This window comes from Microbacterium sp. Se5.02b (assembly GCF_019464375.1).
Taxonomy (GTDB): domain Bacteria; phylum Actinomycetota; class Actinomycetes; order Actinomycetales; family Microbacteriaceae; genus Microbacterium.
The window spans coordinates 1708156-1731230 of the sequence record NZ_CP080491.1 but is presented as its reverse complement, the minus strand read 5'-3'; the positions used below and the strand labels follow the sequence as shown (position 1 = coordinate 1731230).

24 protein-coding genes and 1 pseudogene are annotated in these 23075 nt (G+C 67.7%); 4 read left to right on the top strand and 21 right to left on the bottom strand.

Annotation, left to right across the window (positions count from 1 at the left end):
- Positions 1 to 87 precede the first annotated feature (87 nt).
- On the top strand, positions 88 to 885 hold the full coding sequence (locus K1X59_RS08560) for a 1-acyl-sn-glycerol-3-phosphate acyltransferase (RefSeq protein WP_220174143.1): 798 nt from the start codon (positions 88 to 90) through the stop codon (positions 883 to 885).
- Positions 886 to 898: 13 nt separating this feature from the next.
- Here the strand turns inward: K1X59_RS08560 and K1X59_RS08555 are convergent, their stop codons facing one another.
- Complete coding sequence (locus K1X59_RS08555) at positions 899 to 1393, bottom strand: OsmC family protein (protein ID WP_183152484.1); 495 nt, start codon at positions 1391 to 1393, stop codon at positions 899 to 901.
- Positions 1394 to 1460: 67 nt separating this feature from the next.
- Here K1X59_RS08555 and K1X59_RS08550 point away from each other — a divergent pair, with 67 nt between their 5' ends.
- Positions 1461 to 2456 (top strand): asparaginase, encoded by a 996-nt coding sequence (locus K1X59_RS08550; RefSeq protein WP_220174142.1) that lies wholly within the window; start codon positions 1461 to 1463, stop codon positions 2454 to 2456.
- Between the two features lie 40 nt (positions 2457 to 2496).
- Here the strand turns inward: K1X59_RS08550 and K1X59_RS08545 are convergent, their stop codons facing one another.
- The 17 genes from K1X59_RS08545 to prmC all read right to left on the bottom strand — a co-directional run bounded on the left by K1X59_RS08545 (position 2497) and on the right by prmC (position 19270).
- Positions 2497 to 5253 (bottom strand): FtsK/SpoIIIE domain-containing protein, encoded by a 2757-nt coding sequence (locus K1X59_RS08545; RefSeq protein ID WP_220174141.1) that lies wholly within the window; start codon positions 5251 to 5253, stop codon positions 2497 to 2499.
- A gap of 57 nt (positions 5254 to 5310) precedes the next feature.
- On the bottom strand, positions 5311 to 6108 hold the full coding sequence (locus K1X59_RS08540; RefSeq protein WP_183152481.1) for a PP2C family serine/threonine-protein phosphatase: 798 nt from the start codon (positions 6106 to 6108) through the stop codon (positions 5311 to 5313).
- Between the two features lie 87 nt (positions 6109 to 6195).
- Positions 6196 to 7167 (bottom strand): aldo/keto reductase, encoded by a 972-nt coding sequence (locus K1X59_RS08535; RefSeq protein ID WP_258567210.1) that lies wholly within the window; start codon positions 7165 to 7167, stop codon positions 6196 to 6198.
- Positions 7050 to 8057, bottom strand: a complete 1008-nt coding sequence (locus K1X59_RS21240; protein ID WP_258567187.1) for a hypothetical protein — start codon at positions 8055 to 8057, stop codon at positions 7050 to 7052. The genes K1X59_RS08535 and K1X59_RS21240 overlap by 118 nt, the downstream gene beginning before the upstream one ends.
- 116 nt (positions 8058 to 8173) lie before the next feature.
- Complete coding sequence (locus K1X59_RS08530; RefSeq protein WP_183152478.1) at positions 8174 to 8920, bottom strand: YaaA family protein; 747 nt, start codon at positions 8918 to 8920, stop codon at positions 8174 to 8176.
- A gap of 77 nt (positions 8921 to 8997) precedes the next feature.
- The gene (locus tag K1X59_RS08525) at positions 8998 to 9258 is read right to left on the bottom strand and encodes a F0F1 ATP synthase subunit epsilon (RefSeq protein ID WP_017830988.1); all 261 of its coding nucleotides are present in this window, start codon (positions 9256 to 9258) and stop codon (positions 8998 to 9000) included.
- A gap of 2 nt (positions 9259 to 9260) precedes the next feature.
- A complete protein-coding gene (atpD, locus tag K1X59_RS08520) occupies positions 9261 to 10715 on the bottom strand; it encodes a F0F1 ATP synthase subunit beta (protein ID WP_183152477.1) in 1455 nt (484 codons plus the stop codon).
- A 21-nt stretch (positions 10716 to 10736) separates the two neighbouring features.
- Complete coding sequence (locus K1X59_RS08515) at positions 10737 to 11633, bottom strand: F0F1 ATP synthase subunit gamma (protein ID WP_183152476.1); 897 nt, start codon at positions 11631 to 11633, stop codon at positions 10737 to 10739.
- Between the two features lie 19 nt (positions 11634 to 11652).
- A complete protein-coding gene (gene atpA / locus K1X59_RS08510) occupies positions 11653 to 13293 on the bottom strand; it encodes a F0F1 ATP synthase subunit alpha (protein WP_183152475.1) in 1641 nt (546 codons plus the stop codon).
- A 47-nt stretch (positions 13294 to 13340) separates the two neighbouring features.
- The gene (locus K1X59_RS08505; RefSeq protein WP_183152474.1) at positions 13341 to 14132 is read right to left on the bottom strand and encodes a F0F1 ATP synthase subunit delta; all 792 of its coding nucleotides are present in this window, start codon (positions 14130 to 14132) and stop codon (positions 13341 to 13343) included.
- Positions 14132 to 14686: a F0F1 ATP synthase subunit B gene (locus K1X59_RS08500; RefSeq protein WP_183152473.1), complete on the bottom strand. Its 555-nt coding sequence runs from the start codon at positions 14684 to 14686 to the stop codon at positions 14132 to 14134. The genes K1X59_RS08505 and K1X59_RS08500 overlap by 1 nt, the downstream gene beginning before the upstream one ends.
- Before the next feature lie 27 nt (positions 14687 to 14713).
- The gene (gene atpE / locus K1X59_RS08495; RefSeq protein ID WP_045265023.1) at positions 14714 to 14953 is read right to left on the bottom strand and encodes an ATP synthase F0 subunit C; all 240 of its coding nucleotides are present in this window, start codon (positions 14951 to 14953) and stop codon (positions 14714 to 14716) included.
- Between the two features lie 43 nt (positions 14954 to 14996).
- Entirely contained in the window at positions 14997 to 15689 is a 693-nt protein-coding gene (gene atpB, locus K1X59_RS08490) for a F0F1 ATP synthase subunit A (protein ID WP_244632539.1), read from the bottom strand.
- Between the two features lie 237 nt (positions 15690 to 15926).
- Positions 15927 to 16451, bottom strand: a complete 525-nt coding sequence (locus K1X59_RS08485) for a hypothetical protein (protein ID WP_183152472.1) — start codon at positions 16449 to 16451, stop codon at positions 15927 to 15929.
- Entirely contained in the window at positions 16448 to 17620 is a 1173-nt protein-coding gene (locus K1X59_RS08480; protein ID WP_183152471.1) for an MraY family glycosyltransferase, read from the bottom strand. Before K1X59_RS08480 ends, K1X59_RS08485 begins: the two co-directional genes overlap by 4 nt.
- A complete protein-coding gene (locus tag K1X59_RS08475) occupies positions 17617 to 18357 on the bottom strand; it encodes an L-threonylcarbamoyladenylate synthase (protein ID WP_183152470.1) in 741 nt (246 codons plus the stop codon). Before K1X59_RS08475 ends, K1X59_RS08480 begins: the two co-directional genes overlap by 4 nt.
- Before the next feature lie 52 nt (positions 18358 to 18409).
- Positions 18410 to 19270 (bottom strand): peptide chain release factor N(5)-glutamine methyltransferase, encoded by an 861-nt coding sequence (gene prmC, locus K1X59_RS08470; RefSeq protein ID WP_183152469.1) that lies wholly within the window; start codon positions 19268 to 19270, stop codon positions 18410 to 18412.
- Here prmC and cysK point away from each other — a divergent pair.
- Both cysK and epsC read left to right on the top strand, forming a co-directional pair.
- A pseudogene (gene cysK / locus K1X59_RS08465) lies at positions 19166 to 20307 on the top strand (cysteine synthase A). The gene prmC and the pseudogene cysK overlap by 105 nt on opposite strands.
- A gap of 8 nt (positions 20308 to 20315) precedes the next feature.
- Positions 20316 to 20888 (top strand): serine O-acetyltransferase EpsC, encoded by a 573-nt coding sequence (epsC, locus tag K1X59_RS08460; protein ID WP_220174140.1) that lies wholly within the window; start codon positions 20316 to 20318, stop codon positions 20886 to 20888.
- A 62-nt stretch (positions 20889 to 20950) separates the two neighbouring features.
- On the opposite strand, the gene K1X59_RS08455 is transcribed toward epsC, so the two are convergent.
- From K1X59_RS08455 to prfA, 3 genes are read right to left on the bottom strand one after another with little or no spacing between them, the layout of a single operon-like run.
- Entirely contained in the window at positions 20951 to 21493 is a 543-nt protein-coding gene (locus K1X59_RS08455; protein WP_183152468.1) for a dihydrofolate reductase family protein, read from the bottom strand.
- A 58-nt stretch (positions 21494 to 21551) separates the two neighbouring features.
- Complete coding sequence (locus tag K1X59_RS08450) at positions 21552 to 21959, bottom strand: phage holin family protein (RefSeq protein ID WP_183152467.1); 408 nt, start codon at positions 21957 to 21959, stop codon at positions 21552 to 21554.
- Between the two features lie 35 nt (positions 21960 to 21994).
- Complete coding sequence (gene prfA, locus K1X59_RS08445) at positions 21995 to 23074, bottom strand: peptide chain release factor 1 (protein WP_183152466.1); 1080 nt, start codon at positions 23072 to 23074, stop codon at positions 21995 to 21997.
- Position 23075: the final 1 nt, after the last annotated feature.

Genomic DNA, 23075 nt, shown 5'->3' with positions numbered 1-23075 from the left:
CTCCCCCATACCCCTTTGCCCTCGCTGGGAGGCGCGGCGCGAATCTTCATTCCCACGAGGGCATGGATCCGGGAGTAGCCTGCTCTGATGACCTCTGCGCCGTCCGTCGAGCCCGAACCCTCGTCAGAAGAGGCATCCTCGTCGACCGGGACTGCGAAGCCCCGTCATGCCGGACTCGCGTACACCCTGGGGCGGAGCCTCATCACTCCCCTCGCGAGGACCGTGTACCGTCCGCGGATCGAGGGCCGGGACAACGTCCCGCTGACCGGACCCGTCATCTTCGCGAGCAACCACCTGTCCTTCATCGACTCGATCGCGATCCCGGTCGCGGCGCCTCGTCCGGTTCACTTCCTCGCCAAGTCGTCGTACTTCGAAGGCACCGGCTTCAAGGGGTGGATGAGCAAGACGTTCTTCGAGTCGATCGGTGCGATCCCGGTTCGCCGCGGAGCGGGCCAGGCGGCATTGGATGCCCTCGACCTGCAGCGCCAACTGCTCGACGAAGGTCTCGCGGTCGCCTTGTATCCGGAGGGCACGCGGTCCACGGACGGGCGACTGTACAAGGGCCGCACCGGGGTGGCGTTCCTCGCGCTGCAGACCGGCGCTCCCGTCGTCCCCGTGGGGCTGATCGGCACGGACACGGTGATGCCGGTGGGCGCCAAGGTTCCCACGCTCAAGGAGCGCATCACGGTCCGCTTCGGAGAGCCCCTCGACCTGTCGCCGCACGGACCGGCGACGAGCGGGCGCGCGCGCCGCCTCGCCACCGATGAGATCATGGCCGCGATCCACGGGCTGTCCGGGCAGGAGCTCGCGGGCACCTACAACGAGGCGCCGGCACAGGGCACGATCGAGAAGATCAAGCAGGCGCTCCCCCACGAACGTCGCTGACCCGACGCGGGACTCAGCCGACTGCGCTGACCGTCGCCTGGTGGTGCACCGGGAAGTTCATCGAGTTCGCGATGAAGCACCACTCGTTCGCCGTCGCGTGGGCGCGCTCTGCCGCCTCGATCATCGATGCCTCCGCGACGACCACCTCGGGCCGCAGCATCACCTCGACGAAGGCCCCTCCGCCCTTGCCGTCTTCGCGCATCATGCCGCTCGCGTGGTCACGGTACGACACCACGACGACGCCCGCGGTGACGCACGCGTGCAGATAGGACAGCAGGTGGCACTCCGAGAGCGAGGCGAGCAGGAGGTCCTCGGGATTCCACCGCGACGGATCTCCGCGGAACGGCTTGTCTGCCGAGGCCAGGAGCTCGGGCTTGCCTGCTACCTCGATCGTCACGTCGCGACGGTAGTCGCGGTAGCCGCTCGTGCCGGCACCCGTGTTGCCGGTCCACACGGAGGTGAGCGCATAGTGATGTTCGCCGAGGGCGCGGGGGGTCGACTCTGCCATGACGACAGTCTGCCAGGGGCGACGGGCCCGAGGTGAGCCATCGGACGCCCGACGCTAGAGTTGACGGGTGCTGGAGACTCTCACCGTTCAGGATTCCGTGGAACTCGCCGTCGTCGAGCGGAGCGGTTTCATCGAATCCCGTCACGCCGGTGCTGCCGTGGTCCTCTCGTCCGAGGGAGAGATCGTGGCCCGCCACGGCAACACCGACGCTCTGATCCTGCCGCGCTCGAGCCTCAAGCCCCTCCAGGCGATCGCGTGCATCACGGCCGGCGCGGTCCTCGAAGGCGAGCAGCTCGCGATCTCCACGGCGAGCCACGTCGGCACCGACCGGCATGCCGCCGTCGTGCGGGACATCCTGACGGAGGGCGGGCTGACCGAGGACGCCCTCGGGTGTCCTGCGTCGTGGCCGAGCGACTCCTCGACACGCGATGATCTCGTCCGCGAGCACGGAGAGCCGAGTCGCGTACGGATGAACTGCTCGGGGAAGCACGCCGCAATGCTGCGGGCGTGCGTCGCGACCGGGTGGCCGACCGATGGATACCTCGACCCCGCGCATCCGCTTCAGGCCCACATCCGCGAGGTCGTCGAGCGGCTCACGGGAGAGAAGGTCGCGCACACCGCGATAGACGGCTGCGGCGCCCCGGTGTTCGCGATGACTCTCACCGGCCTGGCACGTGCACTGCACCGCGTCGGCACGGCGTCTGACCGTTCGCCGTTCGCACTCCATCGCGTCGCGGGTTCCCTGGTGCGTGCCGTGCGCGAGCACCCGTGGACCATCGAGGGGCCCGGCCGCCCCGACACCGTCGCCATCGAGAAGCTCGGAGTCTTCGCCAAGCACGGCGCCGAGGGCGTCATGGTGATGGTCGCTCCGAACGGAACGACCGTGGCGTTGAAGATGCTCGACGGCGCCACCCGCGCATCCACGATCGTCGCCGCCACTCTCCTCGCACGCGCGGGCGGGTTGAGCGACTCCGATGTGTCGGCTCTCCGCGAAGCGCTCCCTCTCACAATCAGCGGCGGAGGTGCCGAAGTCGGCGTCATCCGACCGGCGACCGGGATCTGACGCCACCGTCCCCTCGACGTCTTCCGCCCCTCGGTCTCGATCATCGGGGCATCAGCTCCGGGATGATGACCCGTCGGGGCGAACCCGCGCCGACGATCGCCCAGGCTCGACCTGCATGGGGACGCGCATAGGGCGGAAGTTCGCGTACACCGGCAAGCTGCCGGAGGTCTACGGATTGTTCCGCGCGGATCACGATCTCGCCGTCTGCGCGGATGCGCTGCCAGGAAGACCAGTTGCGCTGCCAGGTCTCCCCGTCTCCCACGACGAGGCAGGGGCGCTCCGGTTCGACGGCTTCCGTCCCCGCGACGATCACCTCGAAGGACGGATGCGCCTTGCGCAACCGAGCCGCGACGGATCGAGCGCCGGCAGTGACGACGCCCGTCACCGCGTAGGACGGGGTCCACGCCGCCGCGGTCGCCTCTTCGTCGCGGCTGTCGGGGCCGTCAGAGCCGTCGGGATCCTCGGGCACCCAGGCCACTTGCACCTCGCGATCACCGATTCTCGCGCGCCCCGGCACGCGATCATGCACGAAGGACGAGGCGTCTCCGCCGGCGGCGAGATGGTCGACGCGCGTCGGCATCCTCAGCAGCGCCCGCTGCGGAATCAGGTCGAGCACCCTTCCCAGAGTCCCTGACGCCCTGGCCGCCGTCACCGCGAACGTCGTTCCTTCCCCGTTCCGCAGGAGCATTTCCCAGTACTGTGCGAACTGCTGTGCGTACTCTGGCGGCAGCCGGGAGATGAGCGCATCCATGTCGTCTGAGAGCACCAACGACGGAGCGCGTCGGCTCCCGGTCGCCCACCCGACGGTGAGGTCCCATGCCTCTTCCGGGTCTCTCGGCACCCATCTCGCATCCGCGCGTTGCGCTGCCAGAGCACGCAGAGCCGCCGTACGCCCAGACCCCGGCATACCGAGGAACAGCACTCCCCTCTCTTCCCCGCAGCGCAGGGTCACGGCAGGCTGGGCCTGATGCGCGGGGTCGTCGGAACGCCCGAGCACAAGGGTCTCCGCCCCGGCTGCGTCGGAGACGACCAGGTCGGTGAGGGGCACGCACGCGGGAAGGGCAGCGAGCCAGGGACTGCGCGGGGGCGCCTCCGTCGCCCAACGCTGTTCCGCAGTGCGAAGGTCGGCAGCACCCGTCAATGCCACACGCATCGCGACGGGCTCGGTGTCGACCGGTCGCCGCACGAGCGCCAGTCCGCGCGAGTCCGCGCCGCCGGGGAGCGCGGAAGCCGCCTCCGATCCGATCATGAGGCGACTGTCGCTGGGATCGCCGACACGAAGGCTGATGCGGAGGGGGCAGTTGGCAGCCAGCGCATCCCGCACGACGCCCGCTGCCCGCTGGGTGCCGAGGATCAGATGCATGCCGAGCGCACGGCCCCGAGCCGCGACATCGGTGAACACCGCTCCCAGGTCGGGGTGTTCCGAGAGCAGCGCGGCGAACTCATCGACGACGATCACCAGTCGAGGCATGTCGACTTCGCCCACGTCTCGCGCGCCGGCCGCGGTGAGGACGCTCTCACGACGTCGCAGCTCTGCGGTGAGGCTGGAGACCCCGCGCCGTGCGCCTTCCTCGTCGAGATCGGTGATGACGGCGGCGACCTGCCTCAGACCGCGCAGCGGCTCGAATGTCGTGCCGCCCTTGAAGTCGGCCAGGACGAAGACGACCCTGTCTGGTCCATTGCGTGCGGCGATGGCCGTGACCCAGCTGACCAGCAGTTCGCTCTTACCTGTGCCGGTCGTGCCCGTCACGATCGCGTGCGGTCCGTCCTCCACGATGTCGAGCACGACCTGCCCACGTGCGCTTCGTCCGATCGCCGCGCTCAAGCCGCTCCTCGGGTCCGGCTGCTCCAGCTCGTCCAGCGACACGGCGTCGGGGAGGACATCGGCGGCATCCTCCGACACGGCGAGGTCTTCCACGATCGCTCCCGTCTGCGCGAAGGAGAGACACTCGACGGCGATCTCGGTCGCGTCGTGCAGCGTGCGCAGACGCGCCCTGCACGGTTCGATGATGTCGATCACCGTTGTGACGCCCTCCGGAACCTCCGCGTCAGCGGGCGCGAGCCAGATCACGGCATCCGCCTCCGTGCGCGCCATCTCGCTCGAGTCGATCGCGAGGACGAACCTGCCTCGACCTCCGCGCGCCGCATGCGGCGCCGCCCCCACGCCGCACGCATCGAGGCCCGTCCCCCGCAACGACAGCTGCGCCGGGCTGAAGCGCATACCGAGCTGGATGACCAGTGCTCGTGCAGCGGCGGCGATCAGCGGTTGCGCTCCCCGCAGGCAGATTCCACCGCCGAGCGGCACCACGACCGGAGCCGCATCGAGGACGGAGCATCGCTCTCGGAATTCTCTCCCTCGTCGATCATCGCCACCGCTGCAGCGGACGCTGCTCGAGATGCTTCCGGCGCCGACGACCACAGGCGTCGCCGATGCGGGCGGCTCCGCGCTTCGCAGCGGCGGTTGCGCGAGACACGCAGCCGCGTCAGGGTGCCGAAGCCGCAGCGCCGTCCGCTCGTCACCGTGCCGACGCCTCAACTCGGCCTCGGCGAACGCCCACTCCCGCTCGGCCCGCGCATCGCCGTCGCGGCGCTCGCGACGCCGGGCACGAGCCGCATCCAGCAGCGAGGCCCCCATCATCAGGGGCCCCAGAGCCGCGAAGCAGAGCGCGAACGCCGAGCCGGTCACCAGCCACAGCACGACTCCGCCGAGCACAGGAACGACCGGCGCGAGGATCGGCAGAGGAGCACGGCGCGACGGGGCAGGGGCCGTCGGGAGCACGATGGGAAGGGATTCCATCCATCCAGTGGATCGCAACGCGTGCGGTGATCCGGCGCTGTCCACAGCGCCGAACCGCTATTTCGCGGTGTCTTCGTCTGGGGAGGATGAGTCGTCTTCGTCCGAGACCTGGACGATGATGAGAGTCACGTTGTCGCGGCCCCCGTTCTCGAGCGCCGCAGCCAACATCGCATCCACACCGTCGCTCGGATCGCTGTTCTCCCGGAGGAAGTGCTGGATGCCGTAGTCGGTGAGCTCCTTCGTGAGCCCGTCGGAGCAGATGACGAACCGGTCGCCCGGTCGCACGTCGATCGTGACGTAGTCGGGCGCGGTCAACTCGCTCGCGCCGACCGCGCGGGTGATCACGTTGCTGTACGGATGCCCTTCGGCCTCCTCGGGGCTGAGCTTGCCCGCCGTGATCAGTTCCTGGACCACCGAATGATCGGTCGTCACCTGCACGAGGCGCTCATCCCGGAGCAGGTAGACCCGCGAATCGCCGATGTTCAGCGCCACCCACTGCGCGTCTTCGCCCTCGGTGTGGAAGTAGACACCGGTGAGTGTCGTCCCCGTGCCCTCGTCGGTCGTCTCCGGGTGATCCGCGATGTCTCCTACGGCCAGCTCGAGAGCCTTCTCGATCGACGGGCCGCTCACCTCGCCCGAGGATACGACGGCCTGCAGCCGCTCGACCGTGCTGCGACTCGCGATCTCGCCGCCCGCGTGACCACCCATGCCGTCGGCGACGATGAACAGCGGGAACTCTGCGAGAAAGGCGTCCTGATTCGTCTCGCGTCGCCGACCCAGGTCGGTGACCCCCGCCCAGGACAGCAGCAGAGGGCGCTGCGCAACCGTGACGCGATGCGTCTTCGTCTCAGCCACGTGCTGCCTCCGATGGACCTGCGACGGGTCGGGCGTCCGCAGGATACTCACACATCGTAGTAGAACTCCCCTGTCCCATGATCACACTCAGGCCGCCGGATCGGCGGGCAGCGGGAAAAGTCCGTCGATGATCTCGAGGTCGGCGGCATCCGGACGCCACGCATCCCCCGCGGCGGCATTCGCCTCCACCTGCGCCACAGACGTGGCACCGGCGATGACGCTCGACACCGCGGGCCGCGCGAGAAGCCAGCCAAACGCCGCCTGCACCATGGTGATGCCTCGGTCGTCGCAGAAATCTCGGAACGCGTCGAGCGCATCCCAGGGCGCCCTCTCCCACAGGTGGCGGCGCTCGGACATGATCCGGCTCGACGACGGACCTCCATCGCGGGTGAACTTCCCCGTGAGCAGCCCGTTGTGCAACGGAAAGTAGGGGAAGAAGCCCAAGTGGAAGCGTTCCACCGCAGGAAGCACCTCACGCTCCGCGGCCCGTGAAAGGAGGGAGTAGTGATTCTGCGCAGACACGAAACGACCGGTCGAACGTGCGCGCGTGGTGAGCTCGGCTTCCGCCACCTGCCACCCGGTGAAGTTCGAGTGGCCGTAGTAGCGGATCTTGCCTTCGCGCACGAGCTCGTCGAGCGCGTCCGTCGTCTCGGTGATCGGCGTCTCGGGGTCGGGCAGGTGCAGCTGATACAGGTCGATCCAGTCGGTGCGCAGTCGCCGCAGCGACTCCTCGACGGCGCGACGGACATATCGACGCGACCCGCGGGCCGCCGGGAACGCGTACCCCATGTCACGCTCCTGCCCGAACTTCGTCGCCAGCACGACGCTGTCGCGCCGTCCCTCCAGCGCTTCCCCCATCAACGCCTCGCTGGCACCGGCGACCGCTCCGTACATGTCGGCGGTGTCGAAGAAGGTGATCCCGTTGGCGAGGGCGGCGTCGATCACCTCGCGCGTTCCGGCGAGGGACTCGGTCGCGGTTCCCGCGCGTCCGAAGTTGTTGCAGCCGAGGCCTGTGGACGAGACGAGAAGACCGGACGCGCCGACGCGGCGCTGCGACAAGACCATGGCTTCCACGTTAGCGGCCGCTCCGGATCGAGGACCACCCGGGAACGCCACAGGGCTCCCGACCGAGGTCGGGAGCCCTGTCTCAGATGGTCAGGCCGGCGGCTGCGTCGGGTCGCTCGGCGGTGCCGGAGGCGCGGGAGGCGTGGTCGGCGGTGCAGCCGGAGGCGCCGTCGGAGGCGCGGGCGGCGTGGCCGGAGGTGCCGGCGGGGTGGTCGGCGGAACCGGGGAACCGGGGCGCCGGTCGCGGGGGCCGCGGGGCCTGCGGGCGGTGCGTAGCCAGGCTGCGCGGGCGGAGCATAGCCGGGCTGTGCCGGTGGTGCGTAGCCCTGCGGCGCCGGAGGAGCGTAGCCCTGAGGAGCGCCGTACCCCGCCTGCGGCGCAGCGGCCGAAGGCTGAGCGGGGATGCCGTCCCACACCGTGCGGTCACCGAGGAATCCGTTGCCCGCCCAGGAGGCCGGCTGGATGTTCGGGTTCCAGCGGGACTTGTCGAAGGCGTTGATGCCGAGCCAGACGATGCTCAGGAAGACGTAGAGGATGACCCAGACCGCATCCTTCTGGAGCTTGAGCCCGACTCGCCACGCCGCGATGGCGGAGAGGACGGCGAGTGCGACCGAGAAGACGTAGCCGACTCCGATCCAGCCCAGCAGGGCAGTGCCGGCGATGCCGTAGAGCACGAGCCAGGGGCTCAGATCACCCAGCTTGAAGAAGATCATCACGTTGTACACCGGCACCCAGGCGCGCCAGGCACCCTGCACACCGGCCTTCTGGAAGATCTTCATGTAGAAGAGCGACCCCAGGACGTATCCCGCGAGCCCGATGATGATGCTGAAGATGACGATGCCGGCTATCGCGGCAAGGTATCCCGAGTCGTAGTAGGAGTCCATGATCCCCTCCGGATCTGAATGAACGGACGCGATTCACGCCGCGACACCACCATATCGGTGTGCAATACCCCCGGCAATGAGCCGCGCGGGCGACATGAGGCGCGCCGAACCGGGCGCTATTCGGTGACGACGAGCTCCACGACGCCGGAGTGTTCGCCGTCACGGAACACGATCCCGTGCGCCTGCGCCCACGACCGGAAGCCTCGGAGAGTACCCGTACGTGGCTTGTCCTGGGCCAAAGCACGGACGAGGAGCCCCTTGGACTTCTTGTTGAAGTGGTTCAGCGCCCTCCCCTGTTCGGTCACCACCCGCACGTACACGGATGGAACGGTCGCGGGAACCGGGCCGAGGGCGACGTAGGCCTCGCTGCGCAGGTCGAGAACGAATGACGGTGCGGCGTCGGCGAGGGCGGAAGTGGTCGCGGCGCTCCAGTGGCGTCTGAGCGCAGGAAGACCGGGGAGCGAGGTGCCTGCCGCCAGCCGATATGCGGGGAGCGGATCGAGAGCCCCGACCGGTCCCAACGGGGCGCTGTGGATCCAGACGTGCGTCGCCAACCAGCGACGAGACGCAGCCGGGAGCGTCCGCGCGTCGAGCGCATCGAACAGGACCCCCGTGTAGCGGTCTACGGCCGGCATCGTCGGCGACGTCCGCAGTCTCCTGTTGTGGGCGATATCGCCGGTCTGTCGGTCGCTCAACTTGAGGACGCGTCTGGCGGCGGACTCGTCAGCCGCGAGATCGACCAGCGCGTCGAGGACAGCAGACCGGTGCGATCCGAGCGCCGGCAGTGCGAGGGCATCGAGATCGAGCGGCGGACCGTCACCGCCCTCGCGCTTGGTCTCCGACGGAGGGAGCAGGATCTTCATGAAACCTCTGTGGATGCAGACGCGTCCGCCCCGGGACCCGAACGGGTACCGAGGCGGACGTGTCGAAACGGTTGTCGCTAGGCGATGAGAGCCGCGTTGCCGGCGACGATCGTCAGGGTGTCACCCTCCATGGAGAGGAACCCGTCCTGAGCGTTGGCCAGCACCTTGGTGCCATCGGACTGCGTGATCCGGACCTGGCCTTCGGCGAGGATGGCCAGGACCGGCTCGTGGCCGGTCATGAAGCCGATCTCACCCTCGACGGTCTTGGCGACCACGAGGCTCGCCTCTCCCGTCCAGACCTCCGCATCCGCGGAGACGAGGCTGACATGCAATGCCATGGTCAGCCGTTCTCCTTCTGGATCTTCGCCCACTGCTCTTCGACGTCGGAGATGCCACCGACGTTGAAGAAGGCCTGCTCGGCGACGTGGTCGAAGTCACCCCGGGTGATCGCATCGAACGACTCGATGGTCTCCTTCAGCGGAACGGTCGAGCCCTCGACACCGGTGAACTTCTTCGCCATGTAGGTGTTCTGCGAGAGGAACTGCTGGATGCGACGTGCACGCGACACGACGATCTTGTCCTCTTCGGAGAGCTCGTCGACACCGAGGATCGCGATGATCTCCTGCAGTTCCTTGTTCTTCTGGAGGATCTGCTTGACCGTCGTCGCGACGCGGTAGTGGTCCTCGCCCAAGTAGCGGGGGTCCATGATGCGCGACGTCGAGGTCAGCGGGTCGATGGCCGGGTACAGACCCTTCGAGGCGATCTCACGGGAGAGCTCGGTCGTCGCGTCGAGGTGGGCGAAGGTGGTCGCCGGGGCCGGGTCGGTGTAGTCATCGGCCGGCACGTAGATCGCCTGCAGCGACGTGATCGAGTGACCACGCGTCGACGTGATGCGCTCCTGGAGCACACCCATCTCGTCGGCGAGGTTCGGCTGGTAGCCCACGGCGGAGGGCATGCGGCCCAGCAGCGTGGAGACCTCGGAACCGGCCTGCGTGAAGCGGAAGATGTTGTCGATGAAGAGCAGCACGTCCTGCTTCTGCACGTCACGGAAGTACTCCGCCATCGTCAGAGCCGAGAGGGCGACGCGCAGACGCGTTCCCGGCGGCTCGTCCATCTGGCCGAACACGAGCGCGGTCTTGTCGAAGACGCCCGCCTCCTCCATCTCGTGGATGAGGTCGTTGCCCTCACGGGTGCGCTCACCGACACCGGCGAACACCGACACACCACCGTGGTCCTGCGCGACGCGCTGGATCATCTCCTGGATGAGGACGGTCTTGCCGACACCGGCGCCACCGAACAGACCGATCTTTCCACCCAGCACGTACGGGGTGAGGAGGTCGATCGACTTGATGCCGGTCTCGAACATCTGAGTCTTGGACTCGAGCTGGTCGAAGTTCGGCGCCTTGCGGTGGATGGGCCAGCGCTCGGTGACCTCGATCGTCTCGCCGGGCTCGAGGTTGAGCACCTCGCCGATGACGTTGAACACCTTGCCCTTGGTCACGTCGCCGACGGGGACCGAGATGGCCTCACCGGTGTCGCGGACCTCCTGGCCGCGGACGATGCCGTCGGTCGGGTTCAGGGCGATGGCGCGGACGAGGTCGTCGCCGAGGTGCTGAGCGACCTCGAGCGTGATCTCGGTGGTCTCTTCGTCGACCGTGATCGACGTCTTGAGAGCGTTGTAGATGTCGGGGATCGAGTCGTGCGGGAACTCGATGTCGACAACCGGACCGTTGACGCGTGCGACGCGCCCGACGACCGCGGTCGCCGGCTGGTCAGCCGGAGCGGTGAGGGTCATTTTCGTCTCTTTCCTGATGGTCTATTTGCTCGAGAGAGCGTCGGCGCCGCCGACGATCTCGGCGATCTGCTGCGTGATCTCCGCCTGACGCGCGTTGTTGCGCAGGCGGGTGTAGTCGGTGATGAGCTTGTCGGCGTTGTCGCTGGCCGACTTCATCGCCTTCTGCGTCGCCGCCTGCTTGGCGGCAGAGGACTGCAGGAGGGCGTTGAAGACGCGGCTCTGGATGTACACCGGCAGGATCGCGTCGAGAACGGTCTCGGCGTCCGGCTCGAACTCGTACAGCGGGTAGACGGTATTACCGGCTTCCGACTCATCGGCTTCCGTGATCTCCAGCGGGAGCAGACGCACCGACTCGGGCGACTGCGTCATCATGCTGACGAAACGGTTGTACACGAGGTGGATCTCGTCGACGCCGCCGCCCTCGCCCCCGCGGGAGAAAGCATCGAGCAGCGTCGCGGAGATCTCCTCGGCGGTGTGGAACGACGGGGTGTCGGTGTCTCCGGTCCACTCCGCAGCGGCAGCGAGGCGTCGGAACTGGAAGTATCCGACGGCCTTGCGGCCGATGAGGTAGAAGACCGGCTCCTTGCCCTGCTCACGCAGGAGCTCAGCCACCTCGAGACCCTCACGGAGGATCTGCGAGTTGAAGGCTCCGGCGAGGCCGCGGTCCGAGGAGAAGATCACGACCGCGGAGCGGGTGATGTTCTCGGACTCGCGGGTCAGCGGGTGATCCACGTTCGAGTGCGTCGCGACGGCGGACACGGCTCTCGTCACGGCACGCGCGAAGGGGGTGGACGCCTTGACGCGTGCCATCGCCTTCTGGATGCGCGAAGCCGCGATGAGTTCCATCGCCTTCGTGATCTTCTTGGTCGTCTGAGCAGAAGAGATCTTCTGCTTGTAGACCCTGAGTTGAGCGCCCATATGTCAGTACCTCACGCGGTTACGCGCGACGACCCTTGACGATCTTCTCCTGGTTGACGTCTTCAGCCTCGGCTGCAGCGTGCTCCTCGTGACCAGGGGCGCCGATGGCGTGGCCCTTGCCGCCCTGGAACTCCAGGACGAAGGCATCCGTCTGCTTCTCGAGCTCTGCGACAGTGGCGTCGTCGAGGACGTTGGTGTCGCGCAGCGTGTCGAGAACCGAGGTGTTGCGACGCAGGTAGTCCAGGAGCTCGCGCTCGAAGCGCAGGACGTCTTCGACCTCGATGGTGTCGAGCTTGCCGTTCGTGCCGGCCCAGATCGAGACGACCTGCTCCTCGACGGGGTACGGCGAGTACTGCGGCTGCTTGAGCAGCTCGGTCAGACGCGCACCGCGGGAGAGCTGACGACGCGAGGCCGCGTCGAGGTCGGATGCGAACATCGCGAACGCCTCGAGCGAGCGGTACTGCGCGAGCTCCAGCTTCAACGTTCCGGAGACCTTCTTGATGGACTTGACCTGCGCGTCACCACCGACTCGCGAGACCGAGATACCCACGTCGACCGCCGGACGCTGGTTGGCGTTGAAGAGGTCGGACTGGAGGAAGATCTGGCCGTCGGTGATCGAGATCACGTTGGTCGGGATGTAGGCCGAGACGTCGTTGGCCTTGGTCTCGATGATCGGGAGACCCGTCATGGAACCGGCGCCGAGCTCGTCGGACAGCTTCGCGCAACGCTCGAGCAGACGCGAGTGCAGGTAGAAGACGTCACCGGGATATGCCTCGCGGCCCGGCGGGCGACGCAGGAGCAGGGAGACGGCACGGTAGGCCTCGGCCTGCTTCGACAGGTCATCGAAGATGATGAGGACGTGCTTGCCGCCGTACATCCAGTGCTGACCGATGGCGGAACCCGTGTAGGGAGCCAGGTACTTGAAGCCGGCGGGGTCGGACGCCGGAGCAGCCACGATCGTGGTGTACTCCAGGGCGCCGGCCTCTTCGAGCGCGCCCTTCACCGAAGCGATGGTCGAGCCCTTCTGGCCGATGGCGACGTAGATGCAGCGGACCTGCTTGTTGACGTCGCCGGACTCCCAGTTCGCCTTCTGGTTGATGATCGTGTCGATCGCGATCGCCGTCTTACCGGTCTGGCGGTCGCCGATGATGAGCTGACGCTGGCCGCGACCGACCGGGATCATCGCGTCGATGGCCTTGATGCCGGTCTGCATCGGCTCGTGCACCGACTTGCGCTGCATGACGCCGGGGGCCTGCAGCTCGAGGGCACGGACGCCCTCGGTGGCGATCGCGCCGAGGCCGTCGATCGGGTTGCCGAGCGGGTCGACCACGCGGCCGAGGTAGCCGTCGCCGACCGGAACCGAGAGGACCTCGCCCGTGCGGGTGACTTCCTGACCTGCTTCGACACCGGTGAAGTCGCCGAGGACGACGACGCCGATCTCGTGCTCGTTCAGGCTCTGCGCGAGCCCCTTGGTGCCGTCCGCGAAGATCACGAGCTCGTTCGCCATGACGCCGGGCAGTCCCTCGACGTGCGCGATGCCGTCTGCGGCGTCGATGACGGTGCCGACCTCGGTCGCCCCAGCCCCGGAGGGCTCGTATGCTGCGGCGAAGTCCTTCAGCGCGTCACGGATGACGTCGGGGCTGATCGATAGTTCTGCCATTGTCTTCCCTTTGTATCTGGGTGCGCGGTTCCCCGCGCGAAGTCGTGTTAGCCCGCGAGCTTCTGGCGAAGGTCTGCGAGTCGTGCGGAGATGCTGCCGTCGATGACGTCATCGGCGATCTGCACACGCAGACCTCCGACCACGGCAGGGTCGATGACGACGTTGAGAGACACCTGACCGTCGTAGCGACGCGAGAGCGAATCGCTGAGACGTGCTCGCTGCGCATCGCTCAGTGCAGCGGCGGTGTGCACCGTGGCCACCACGCGACCGCGCTGGCTGGAGACGATGCTCATCGCCCGGTTCAGCAGGCGCCGCACACGACGTTCGCGCGGCTGGCGCACGAGCGACGTGATGATCAGCGATGCCGCAGCGCTCGTGGAGCCTTCGGCCAGGAGGCGCTCGACGAGCGCACCCTTGGCGTCTTCTCCGCCGAGGCGGCTGCCCAGCGCGAGCTCGAGCTCGGGATTGGCTGCGATCACGCGGGAGAACCCGAAGAGCTCTCCCTCGATGTCCGCATCCGGATCGGCGATCGCGGCAGCGCGGATCGCGAGCTCCTCGATACCGTCCACCAGCTCGCCGGCGTTCGACCAGCGTTCCGCCACGGCGGTCTTCAGAACATCCTGAGTACCCGTGGAGAACCCGCCGAACACCGCGGCGACGACGTTCTGCCGTGCCGCGGCGGGTGCGGAGGGATCAGCAAGCGCGCCGCTCAGCTGAGACGACTCGCTCACGGCACGTGCGGCAGCGAGCAGCTCCCGCGCGGTGTCGAGAGTGACGTCCTTCGCTGCGGCAAGCGTCTGGATGGATGCCGCGAGTGCCTGAGTGGTCGCGCTGCCCATTACTGAGCCGCCTTCTCGGATGCCTCGAGGTCGGCGAGGAAGCGATCGACGACAGCCGTCGCACGAGCATCGTCGGAGAGCGTCTCGCCGACGACGCCACCGGCGAGGTCGAGAGCGAGCGATCCGACCTCGCTGCGCAGCGAGACGAGAGCGGTCTGACGCTCCGCCTCGATCTGCGTGTGCGCGGTGGCGGTGATGCGAGCAGCCTCGGCGGTCGCGGTGTCCTTCGCCTCGGCGACGATCTTCTTGCCGTCCTCACGGGCGGCTTCGCGGATCTCGCCGGCCTCGGTGCGCGCCTCAGCGAGCTGACGCGTGTACTCCTCGAGAGCCGCCTCGGCCTGCTTCTGGGCCTCGTCGGCCTTCGCGATGTTGCCCTCGATGGCGGCGGAGCGCTCGTCGAGCATCTTCGTCAGCCGGGGAAGGGCGACCTTCCAGACGACGATCAGGATGACGATGAACCACACGCCCGACCAGATGATGTCGTACCACGCAGGGATGAGGGGGTTGTTCGGCTCCCCCTCAGCTGCGAGGTTCGTGACAAGAGCGTTCAGCATCCTGTCTCCTTCTGAAGTCGGTGAGAATTACGCGGGGAACGGGATGAATGCGACGGCGATGCCGACGAACGCGAGCGCCTCGGTGAAGGCGATACCGATCCACATGAGGACCTGGAGACGGCCGGCCAGCTCGGGCTGACGGGCGACGCCCTCGATGGTCTTGCCGACGACGATGCCGACGCCGATGGCCGGGCCGATGGCTGCGAGGCCGTAGCCGACCGCTCCGATGTGACCGTTGATTTCAGCGAGAACCGTAGTAGCGTCCACGGGTTTTTCCTTTCGTTGGGTGGGAAGGCTGATGCCTGCCCGCTCAGTGCTCTTCTGCGACCGCGAGCTGGATGTAGACCGCGGTGAGGACGGTGAAGACGTATGCCTGGAGGACGGCGACCAGAATCTCGAAGAGAGTGAAGGCGCCGCCGAAGGCGAGGGTTCCGACACCGAGCGCGGCCCAGCCGCCGCCTGCGGTGAAGAAGAAGAACTGGGTCGCGGAGAACGCGAGGACCAGGATCATGTGCCCCACGACGAGGTTCATGAGAAGACGCAGCGTCAGAGTGACGGGGCGGAGGATGAAGGTCGAGATGAGCTCGATGATCGCGACGATCGGCATGGCGGCCACCGGCACACCCTGCGGGAAGAGCGAGTTCTTGAAGAACTTGAATCCGTGTCGCTTGATGCCGGCGTAGATGAAGGTCACGTAGCTGACCACCGCGAGGGTGAGCGGCACCGCCACGATCGCCGTTCCCGGCATGTTCAGGAAGGGGATGATCCCGGTGATGTTCATGAACAGCACCATGAAGAAGATCGTCGTGAGGATCGGCAGGAAGCGATCGCCGTCCTTGCGACCCAGCATGTCGTGGGCGACGTTGGTGCGGACGAAGCCGAGCCCCATCTCGACCAGGCTCTGGAATCGTCCGGGGACGACCTTCATCCGACGCGTGCCGAGCCAGAGGATCAGGACCACGGCGATCACCGCGAGCAACTGGACCAGATGGATCCGGTTCACGGGGATCGGGCCGACGTTGAAGAGGATCTCCGGGAAGAAATCGTCAATCGAAGGGCCGTGGAACTCGCCGTCGGAGGCAAGTCGGGGGGTCAGGGTCGCAGCAAGATTAAACAGCGCGGGCTCCAGCTTCGGGGCACCGGTCTAAACCGGGGCGACGATGGTCGGTGTGCTACACAGCGCAAGCGCTCGCGGGCGAGCGGCGGGCACGTTTCAACAGTATCAGAATCTGAGGGTGCCCTAAGACCGCGGGCCGCCCTCGGCCGGCTCCGGTCCGTCGCCGATCTCGTTCGCACGGCCCGGTGCACGGTCCTCGGGGACCTCGGTCGGCAGGCTCGTGTCGCTGACGTGGGGCAGGCGCATACGGGTGAGGACGATGACGTCGATCGCCAGCGACATCAGCACGCCGGCCACGATGGAGAGGAAGAACACCATCGGATGCAGCCACGGCTGCCCGGCGAGCAGGATCATCGCGACGACGAAGAGCCCGAGCTTGAGCAGCCAGCCGCCGAGGACGATGGCGAAGAAGAGCTGCACGTAGATCGGATCGCCGTACCAGCGGTTGGCGATCAGGATGCTGATGCCGGTGATCGCGAGGAAGAGCGCCGCCAACAGGACGCCGAGCAGGCCGCTGACCAGACCCTCGCCCTGAGCGACGATGTAGCCGATGCCGGCCGCGACGACGGCGAGAACCCCGGTCGCCACAGCCGACCAGATCAGGGTCCGTCGCAGGATCGGGGTGCTGGAAACAGGGCTCGGGCTCATCGGGGCTCCACGGGGGTCTGGTCGGGTTCGGCGGCCGCTGCACGCTTCCTGCGGCGGGTGGGGCTCAGGGTCACGACGAGGCAGGCGGCGATGCCCACGATGCCGAAGCCGACGCCGGGCAGGTACTGACCGGGCCAGTCCTCCCGCGCGCCGACGTACATCAGCAGGACGGCCAGCGAGATGACCGCCGTCCATGCATAGAAGATCAGGACCGCGTCGCGGTCACGGTGTCCGAGATCGAGCATCCGGTGATGCAGGTGCTTGCGATCGGGCGAGAACGGCGAACGGCCGGCGCTCATGCGTCGCAGCACGGCGAGCCCGAAGTCGAGCAGGGGAAGGAGCACCACCAGCAGCGGCAGCAGGATGGGCAGGAACGCACCGACCAGCTGCGAGCGTCCGAGCCGCTCGGGGTCGAGGGCCGAGGGGTCCATCTGCCCGGTGATCGCGATCGCCGACGTCGCCATGAGCAGACCCACCACGAGGGCTCCGGAGTCGCCCATGAAGAGCTTCGCCGGGCTCCAGTTCAGCGGCAGGAAGCCCAGGCAGGCCCCGATCAGCGCGGCGGCGAGGAACGTCGACAGGTTGAAGTAGCTGGAGGCGCCGGAGTCGCGCGTGAAGATGTAGGAGTACGCGAAGAACACGCCGTTCGAGATCAGGCAGACGCCGGCCACGAGACCGTCGAGTCCGTCGATGAAGTTCACCGCGTTCATCACGATCACGATCGCGAACATCGTGATCGTGATGCTCAGCCAGCTCGAGACCACGATCAGATCGCCGAAGGGCAGCGAGAGGATCTGCAGCCCTCCCCCGACGGTGATGACACCCGCGGCCAGGAACTGCGCACCCAGCTTGATCATCCAGTCGATGTCCCAGAGGTCGTCGACGACCCCGATGATCGCGATCAGCAGGGAGGCTCCGAGGATCGACCACATCGTCTGCGGCGGTATCCAGATGCTCTGGAAGAAGGGGTTGATGGCCGAGAACCCGAAGGCTGCGGCGATACCGAGGAAGATGGCGACGCCGCCGAGACGCGGCGTCGGCGTCGTGTGCACGTCGCGCTCACGGATACCCGGGTACAGCTTGAACCGCAGACTCAGTCGCCAGACCGCCCAGGTCAGCGCGAACGTGATCGCTGCCGTGATGATGATCGTGGCGAGGTACTGCTTCACGAATCCGCGTCCTGCTGCTCCTCCACGTGCGCCTGCTCGGCGTGCTCGTGCTCCCCTTGCTCCTCGGGCTCGAGCAGATCGCCGAGCACCTCCTGGAGCTGCTCACGCGAGACCGCGCCGTCGCGGAGGATGCGGACGCCGCCTGTCTCGGAATCGGAACCACGGCGGACCAGAGACGTCGCATCGACGATCGTGGAGGCGATGCCGTCCTTGCTGAGGCCGTCTGCGAGATACACGGAGACGCTGTCACCCAGCATCTTCTCCGCATCCAGTGCGGAGATCGCAGCCGGTCGGCCGGTGAGGTTCGCGCTGGACACGGCCAGAGGCCCGGTCTCGGCCAGCAGCTCCAGGGCGACGCGTCCCTCCGGCATCCGCACGGCGACCGTTCCCAGCGTCTCCCCCAGATCCCACACCAGGGAGGGCTGGGCCGGGAGCACGATCGTCAGCCCGCCAGGCCAGAAGGCCTCGATGAGGCGCTCGACGGGTTCCGGGACGGACTCCGCCAGGGCGGCGAGCGTCTCCTTCGAGCCGATGAGGACGGGCGGTGGCTGATCGCGCCCCCGTCCTTTCGCATCGAGGAGCCGCTGGACGGCTGCCGGGGAGAAGGCGTCGGCGGCGACGCCGTACACGGTGTCTGTGGGCATCACGATGAGGTCGCCACGGCCGATCGCCTGGCGCGCATGGCGCATGCCGGCGAGCAGCTGCGAGTCGTCGCGGCAGTCGAAGATGGTTGACATGACGGTTCGATTCTATGCGGCGCGGATACGGAGGATGCTCGGAGCCTGCTGATCAGGGCCTGAGTGCCGTGGTGGCACGGTCCCGCAGCGTGAGATCGCGATGCGTGGCGGCTCCTCGCCAGCCGTCGGCGGTCAGGATCTCCCTGATCGATTCGCCCTGGAGTTCGCCGTGCTCGATCACCAGAAGGCCACCGGGATGCAGCAGGCGCAGCGCTCGGGTGCTGAGTACGCGGACGATGTCGAGTCCGTCCTCTCCCCCGTACAGCGCCATGTCGGGATCGAAGAGACGCACCTCCGGATCACGCGGGATCGCGGCGTCAGGAACATACGGCGGATTGGAGATGACGACGGATGCGGTGCCGTCGAGTTCGGGGAACGCCTCCGCCAGGTCGGACAGGACGAGGGTCAGATTGTCGACGCCCGCCACGTTGCGGCTGGCCCACGCATGCGCATCCGTGGAGAGCTCTGCGGCGAAGACACGGGCGTGCGGCACCTCGGTCGCCATCGCGAGAGCGATCGCCCCGCTCCCGGTGCCGAGATCGACACCGATCGGCGAAGGCTCCGCCGACGCGAGCAGCGCATCGATCGCGTACTGCACGACGGTCTCGGTCTCCGGGCGCGGCACGAAGACACCGGGACCGACCGCCAGTTCGAGGTGACGGAAGGGCGCTGTGCCCGTGATGTGCTGCAGGGGCTCGCGCGCTGCGCGGCGCATCACCAGTGCGTCGAGAGCAGCCGCAGCCTCGTCGTCGACCTCGTCTCGGCGGATGATCGCCGCCTGCACCTCACCGCGTCGGAGTCCGAGGGCATGACCGGCGAGCAGTTCGGCGTCGACCGCGGGATCCGGGACGCCGGCATCGGCGAGGCGCTGAGCTGCGGCGCGGACGACCGAGCCGAGAGAGGTGTCGGGCATGGGTTCCAGCGTAGAGTGCGCGAGCCCGTCACATTGCCCTCGCGCATAGCCTCCTCCCCTAGGCTGGTGCGGCAGCGAACCCGCACAGGAAGGCTCCCCATGCCCGGCATCCACTCCGACATCACGACCGCTTTCGGCAACACGCCGCTCGTGCGTCTGAACCGCGTGACCGAAGGCCTTGGTGCGACGGTGCTCGCCAAGCTTGAGTACTACAACCCCGCCTCCAGCGTGAAGGATCGCATCGGCATCGCCATGATCAACGCGGCCGAGGCCTCGGGCGACCTCACCCCCGGCGGGACGATCGTCGAGTCGACCAGCGGGAACACGGGCATCGCTCTCGCGATGGTCGGCGCGGCGCGTGGCTACCGGGTCATCTTGACGATGCCGGCGTCGATGTCGAAGGAGCGGCGCGTGCTGCTCAAGGCGTTCGGCGCCGAGATCGTGCTCACCGACCCGACGAAGGGCATGAGCGGTGCGATCGAGGAGACCAAGCGCATCGTCGCCGAGACCCCGGGCGCGATCTGGATCCGTCAGTTCGAGAACGCTGCGAACCCCCAGATCCACCGTGAGACGACGGCTCAGGAGATCCTCCGCGACACCGACGGCGCCGTCGACATCCTCGTCGCCGGTGTCGGAACCGGCGGCACCGTGACCGGGACGGGCCAGGCCCTCAAGGCCGCGAAGCCCGGGGTTCAGGTCATCGCCGTCGAGCCGAAGGACTCCCCGTGCTCACCGAGGGACACCCCGGCCCGCACAAGATCCAGGGCATCGGCCCGAACTTCGTCCCTGACGTGCTCGACCGTGCGGTGCTCGACGAGATCCTCACCGCCGAGTTCGATGAGTCGTTGCGGGTCGCCCGCGACCTCGCGGCCAAGGAGGGTCTGCTCGTCGGCATGTCGTCCGGCGCGGCGGTGGCCGCAGCGCTCAAGGTCGCCGCCCGCCCGGAGAACGCCGGCAAGACGATCGTCGTCGTGATCCCGGACACCGGTGAGCGCTACCTCTCCACCGCGCTGTTCGAGGATCTCCGCGAAGACTGAGCCGTCCGATGGGCATGATCGGGCGAATGCGCGAAGACATCGCGGCGGCTCGCCTCCGGGACCCGGCCGCGCGCAGCGGCATCGAGGTCGCTCTGCTGTACCCGGGTCTCCACGCGATCTGGGCGCACCGCGTCGCGCACGCACTCTGGCGTCGCCGCCTGCGGCTGCTCGCACGGGCGGGCTCGCAGGTCACCCGATGGCTGACCGGCATCGAGATCCATCCGGGTGCGCGGATCGGGCGTCGCTTCTTCATCGACCACGGCATGGGTGTGGTGATCGGGGAGACGAGCGAGGTGGGCGACGACGTGATGCTGTATCACGGCGTCACCCTCGGAGGACGCACCAGGACCTCTGGCAAGCGGCACCCGACGCTCGCCGACGGAGTCATGGTCGGCGCCGGGGCGAAGATCCTCGGCCCCGTGACGATCGGCGCACGCTCGGTGGTCGGCGCCAACGCCGTCGTCACCCGCGACGCCCCGGAAGACAGCGTCCTGGTCGGCGTGCCCGCCAAGCCTCGTCACCGCACCGTCGGCGACGACACCAGAGCGCTGCTCACCGCGCCGGACTACTACGCGATCTGACCGACGCGGAGTGGACCGCAGGAGGGCACGTGCTTCCGGCGCCGCGACGCCGATCGGCACGCTCAGCGGAGGACGCGGTAGCGCAGATGGGTTTCGCTCGCGAAGGCCGATGTCTCGAGGCGCTCCAGCTCGATGCGTCGCCCGAGCCCGGCGAACAGCGAGATCCCCCCACCCAGCAGAACCGGCGCGACGTCGAGGTGCAGTTCGTCGACGAGTCCGAGCTGGAGGCACTGTCGCGAGATGCTCCCGCCGAGCAGACTGACCCACTTGTCGCCCGCGGCCTGCATGGCCGTCTCGACCGCCTTCGCGATGTCGTCGACCACGAACGTGTAGACGATGCCGTCTCGCTCGATCGGCTCGTGCGCGGTGTGGGTCATGAGGTACACCGGCACCTTCAGCATGCCGCCGTAGGGGATCTCGCCGTCCTCGATGGTCCTGGTCCTGTTCGCTCCCCCGACGATGGCGCCGATGTGCTCCATGGTCTTCTCGACGACGAGATCGTCTTCCGGTGCGGATGGGCGGCCGAACATCCACTCGACCCCGCCATCCTCATCCGCGAGGAACCCGTCGAGGGTCACCGTGGCATGGACGATCACTCGAGCCATGATCTGCTCCTTCTGTGAGAGGTGAGTGGCAAGAGTCACCCGCCGGCGGCGACGGAGGCTAGCGACGCGCGGTCTTGACCGCGTCGACCTTCTTGCGCAGGAAGATCAACGGCAGCAGCACACTTCCCAGTGCGGTGATCAACCACACGATGACCGCTCCGAGGAGCCACCCGGTGAGGTCGGTGATGCGGAGCCCTCCGATGGGCAACAGCACCACGATGATGAGCGAGATGAGCGTCGAGACGATGCCGATGCCGCCCATCAGCACCGGGGCGTAGCGATCGGCGATCTTGCCCACCCAGGGCGAGAGCACGCTCTGCAGGACCGCGAAGATCAGGATGCAGATGACGAAGCCCCACCACTTGTCCCACTCGATCACGAAGCCATCGAGAAGGAGATCGGCGGCGATCAGGCCGAGGCCCGCCGACACGACGTACATGAGGCCGCGGAACAGGAATGTGATCACGGCCAGAGCCTAGCGCTCGGACGGCGTTCCGCGCGTCAGGATTCGGAACCGACCGCGGCGAGCCGAGCTTCCTCATCCGCGGTGATCGCGCTCTCGATCAGCGGATCGAGCGCACCGTCCATCACCTGATCGAGGTTGTACGCCTTGAACCCGGTGCGGTGGTCGGCGATCCGGTTCTCCGGGAAGTTGTACGTGCGGATGCGCTCCGAGCGATCCATGCCGCGGATCTGCGAACGGCGGGCGTCGGATGCGGCGGCGTCCAGCTCCTCCTGCTGCCGCGCGAGCAGCCGCGCACGCAGCACACGCATTCCGGCCTCGCGGTTCTGCAGCTGCGACTTCTCGTTCTGCATCGAGACGACGATGCCGGTCGGCACGTGGGTGATGCGAACCGCGGAGTCGGTCGTGTTGACGGACTGCCCACCCGGACCGGACGAACGGAAGACGTCGATCTTGAGATCGTTCTGATCGATCTGGATCTCCTCGGGCTCGTCGACCTCGGGGAAGACGAGCACCCCGGTGGTCGACGTGTGGATGCGGCCCTGCGACTCCGTGGCAGGGACGCGCTGCACGCGGTGCACTCCGCCTTCGTACTTCAGATGTGCCCAGACGCCCTGCGCAGGATCGGACGAAGAGCCCTTGATCGCGACCTGCACGTCCTTGTAGCCGCCGAGGTCGGACTCGTTGCGCTCGAGCAGCTCGGTCTTCCAGCCCTTGGACGCCGCGTACTGGATGTACATGCGCAGCAGATCGGCGGCGAACAGCGCGGACTCCGCACCGCCCTCCCCCGCCTTGATCTCCATGATCACGTCGCGAGCATCGTCCGGATCGCGCGGGATCAACAGCCGCCGCAGACGCTCCTGGGAGGCCTGCAACTCCTCCTCCATCGCAGGGATCTCCGCCGCGATCGACTCGTCCTCGCGCGCGAACTCGCGCGCGGTCTCGAGATCGTCGGTCGCAGCGACCCAGGCCTCATACGCCGAGACGATGCGCGAGAGCTCGGCGTAGCGCCGGTTGACGCGCTTCGCTCGGGCGGCGTCGGCGTGCACCGCCGGGTCGGAGAGCTCCTCCTGCACCCGGCGATGCTCGTCGATCAGAGTCTGGACGGACTCGAACACG

Excerpts from the sequence above, each read along its gene's own strand:
- K1X59_RS08560 (WP_220174143.1), top strand. The coding sequence starts at position 88 with ATGACCTCTGCGCCGTCCGTCGAGCCCGAACCCTCGTCAGAAGAGGCA.
- K1X59_RS08555 (WP_183152484.1), bottom strand. The coding sequence starts at position 1,393 with ATGGCAGAGTCGACCCCCCGCGCCCTCGGCGAACATCACTATGCGCTC.
- K1X59_RS08545 (WP_220174141.1), bottom strand. The coding sequence starts at position 5,253 with ATGGAATCCCTTCCCATCGTGCTCCCGACGGCCCCTGCCCCGTCGCGC.
- K1X59_RS21240 (WP_258567187.1), bottom strand. The coding sequence starts at position 8,057 with ATGGACTCCTACTACGACTCGGGATACCTTGCCGCGATAGCCGGCATC.
- K1X59_RS08530 (WP_183152478.1), bottom strand. The coding sequence starts at position 8,920 with ATGAAGATCCTGCTCCCTCCGTCGGAGACCAAGCGCGAGGGCGGTGAC.
- K1X59_RS08525 (WP_017830988.1), bottom strand. The coding sequence starts at position 9,258 with ATGGCATTGCATGTCAGCCTCGTCTCCGCGGATGCGGAGGTCTGGACG.
- atpD (WP_183152477.1), bottom strand. The coding sequence starts at position 10,715 with ATGACCCTCACCGCTCCGGCTGACCAGCCGGCGACCGCGGTCGTCGGG.
- K1X59_RS08515 (WP_183152476.1), bottom strand. The coding sequence starts at position 11,633 with ATGGGCGCTCAACTCAGGGTCTACAAGCAGAAGATCTCTTCTGCTCAG.
- atpA (WP_183152475.1), bottom strand. The coding sequence starts at position 13,293 with ATGGCAGAACTATCGATCAGCCCCGACGTCATCCGTGACGCGCTGAAG.
- K1X59_RS08505 (WP_183152474.1), bottom strand. The coding sequence starts at position 14,132 with ATGGGCAGCGCGACCACTCAGGCACTCGCGGCATCCATCCAGACGCTT.
- K1X59_RS08500 (WP_183152473.1), bottom strand. The coding sequence starts at position 14,686 with ATGCTGAACGCTCTTGTCACGAACCTCGCAGCTGAGGGGGAGCCGAAC.
- K1X59_RS08485 (WP_183152472.1), bottom strand. The coding sequence starts at position 16,451 with ATGAGCCCGAGCCCTGTTTCCAGCACCCCGATCCTGCGACGGACCCTG.
- K1X59_RS08475 (WP_183152470.1), bottom strand. The coding sequence starts at position 18,357 with ATGTCAACCATCTTCGACTGCCGCGACGACTCGCAGCTGCTCGCCGGC.
- prmC (WP_183152469.1), bottom strand. The coding sequence starts at position 19,270 with ATGCCCGACACCTCTCTCGGCTCGGTCGTCCGCGCCGCAGCTCAGCGC.
- epsC (WP_220174140.1), top strand. The coding sequence starts at position 20,316 with ATGGGCATGATCGGGCGAATGCGCGAAGACATCGCGGCGGCTCGCCTC.
- K1X59_RS08455 (WP_183152468.1), bottom strand. The coding sequence starts at position 21,493 with ATGGCTCGAGTGATCGTCCATGCCACGGTGACCCTCGACGGGTTCCTC.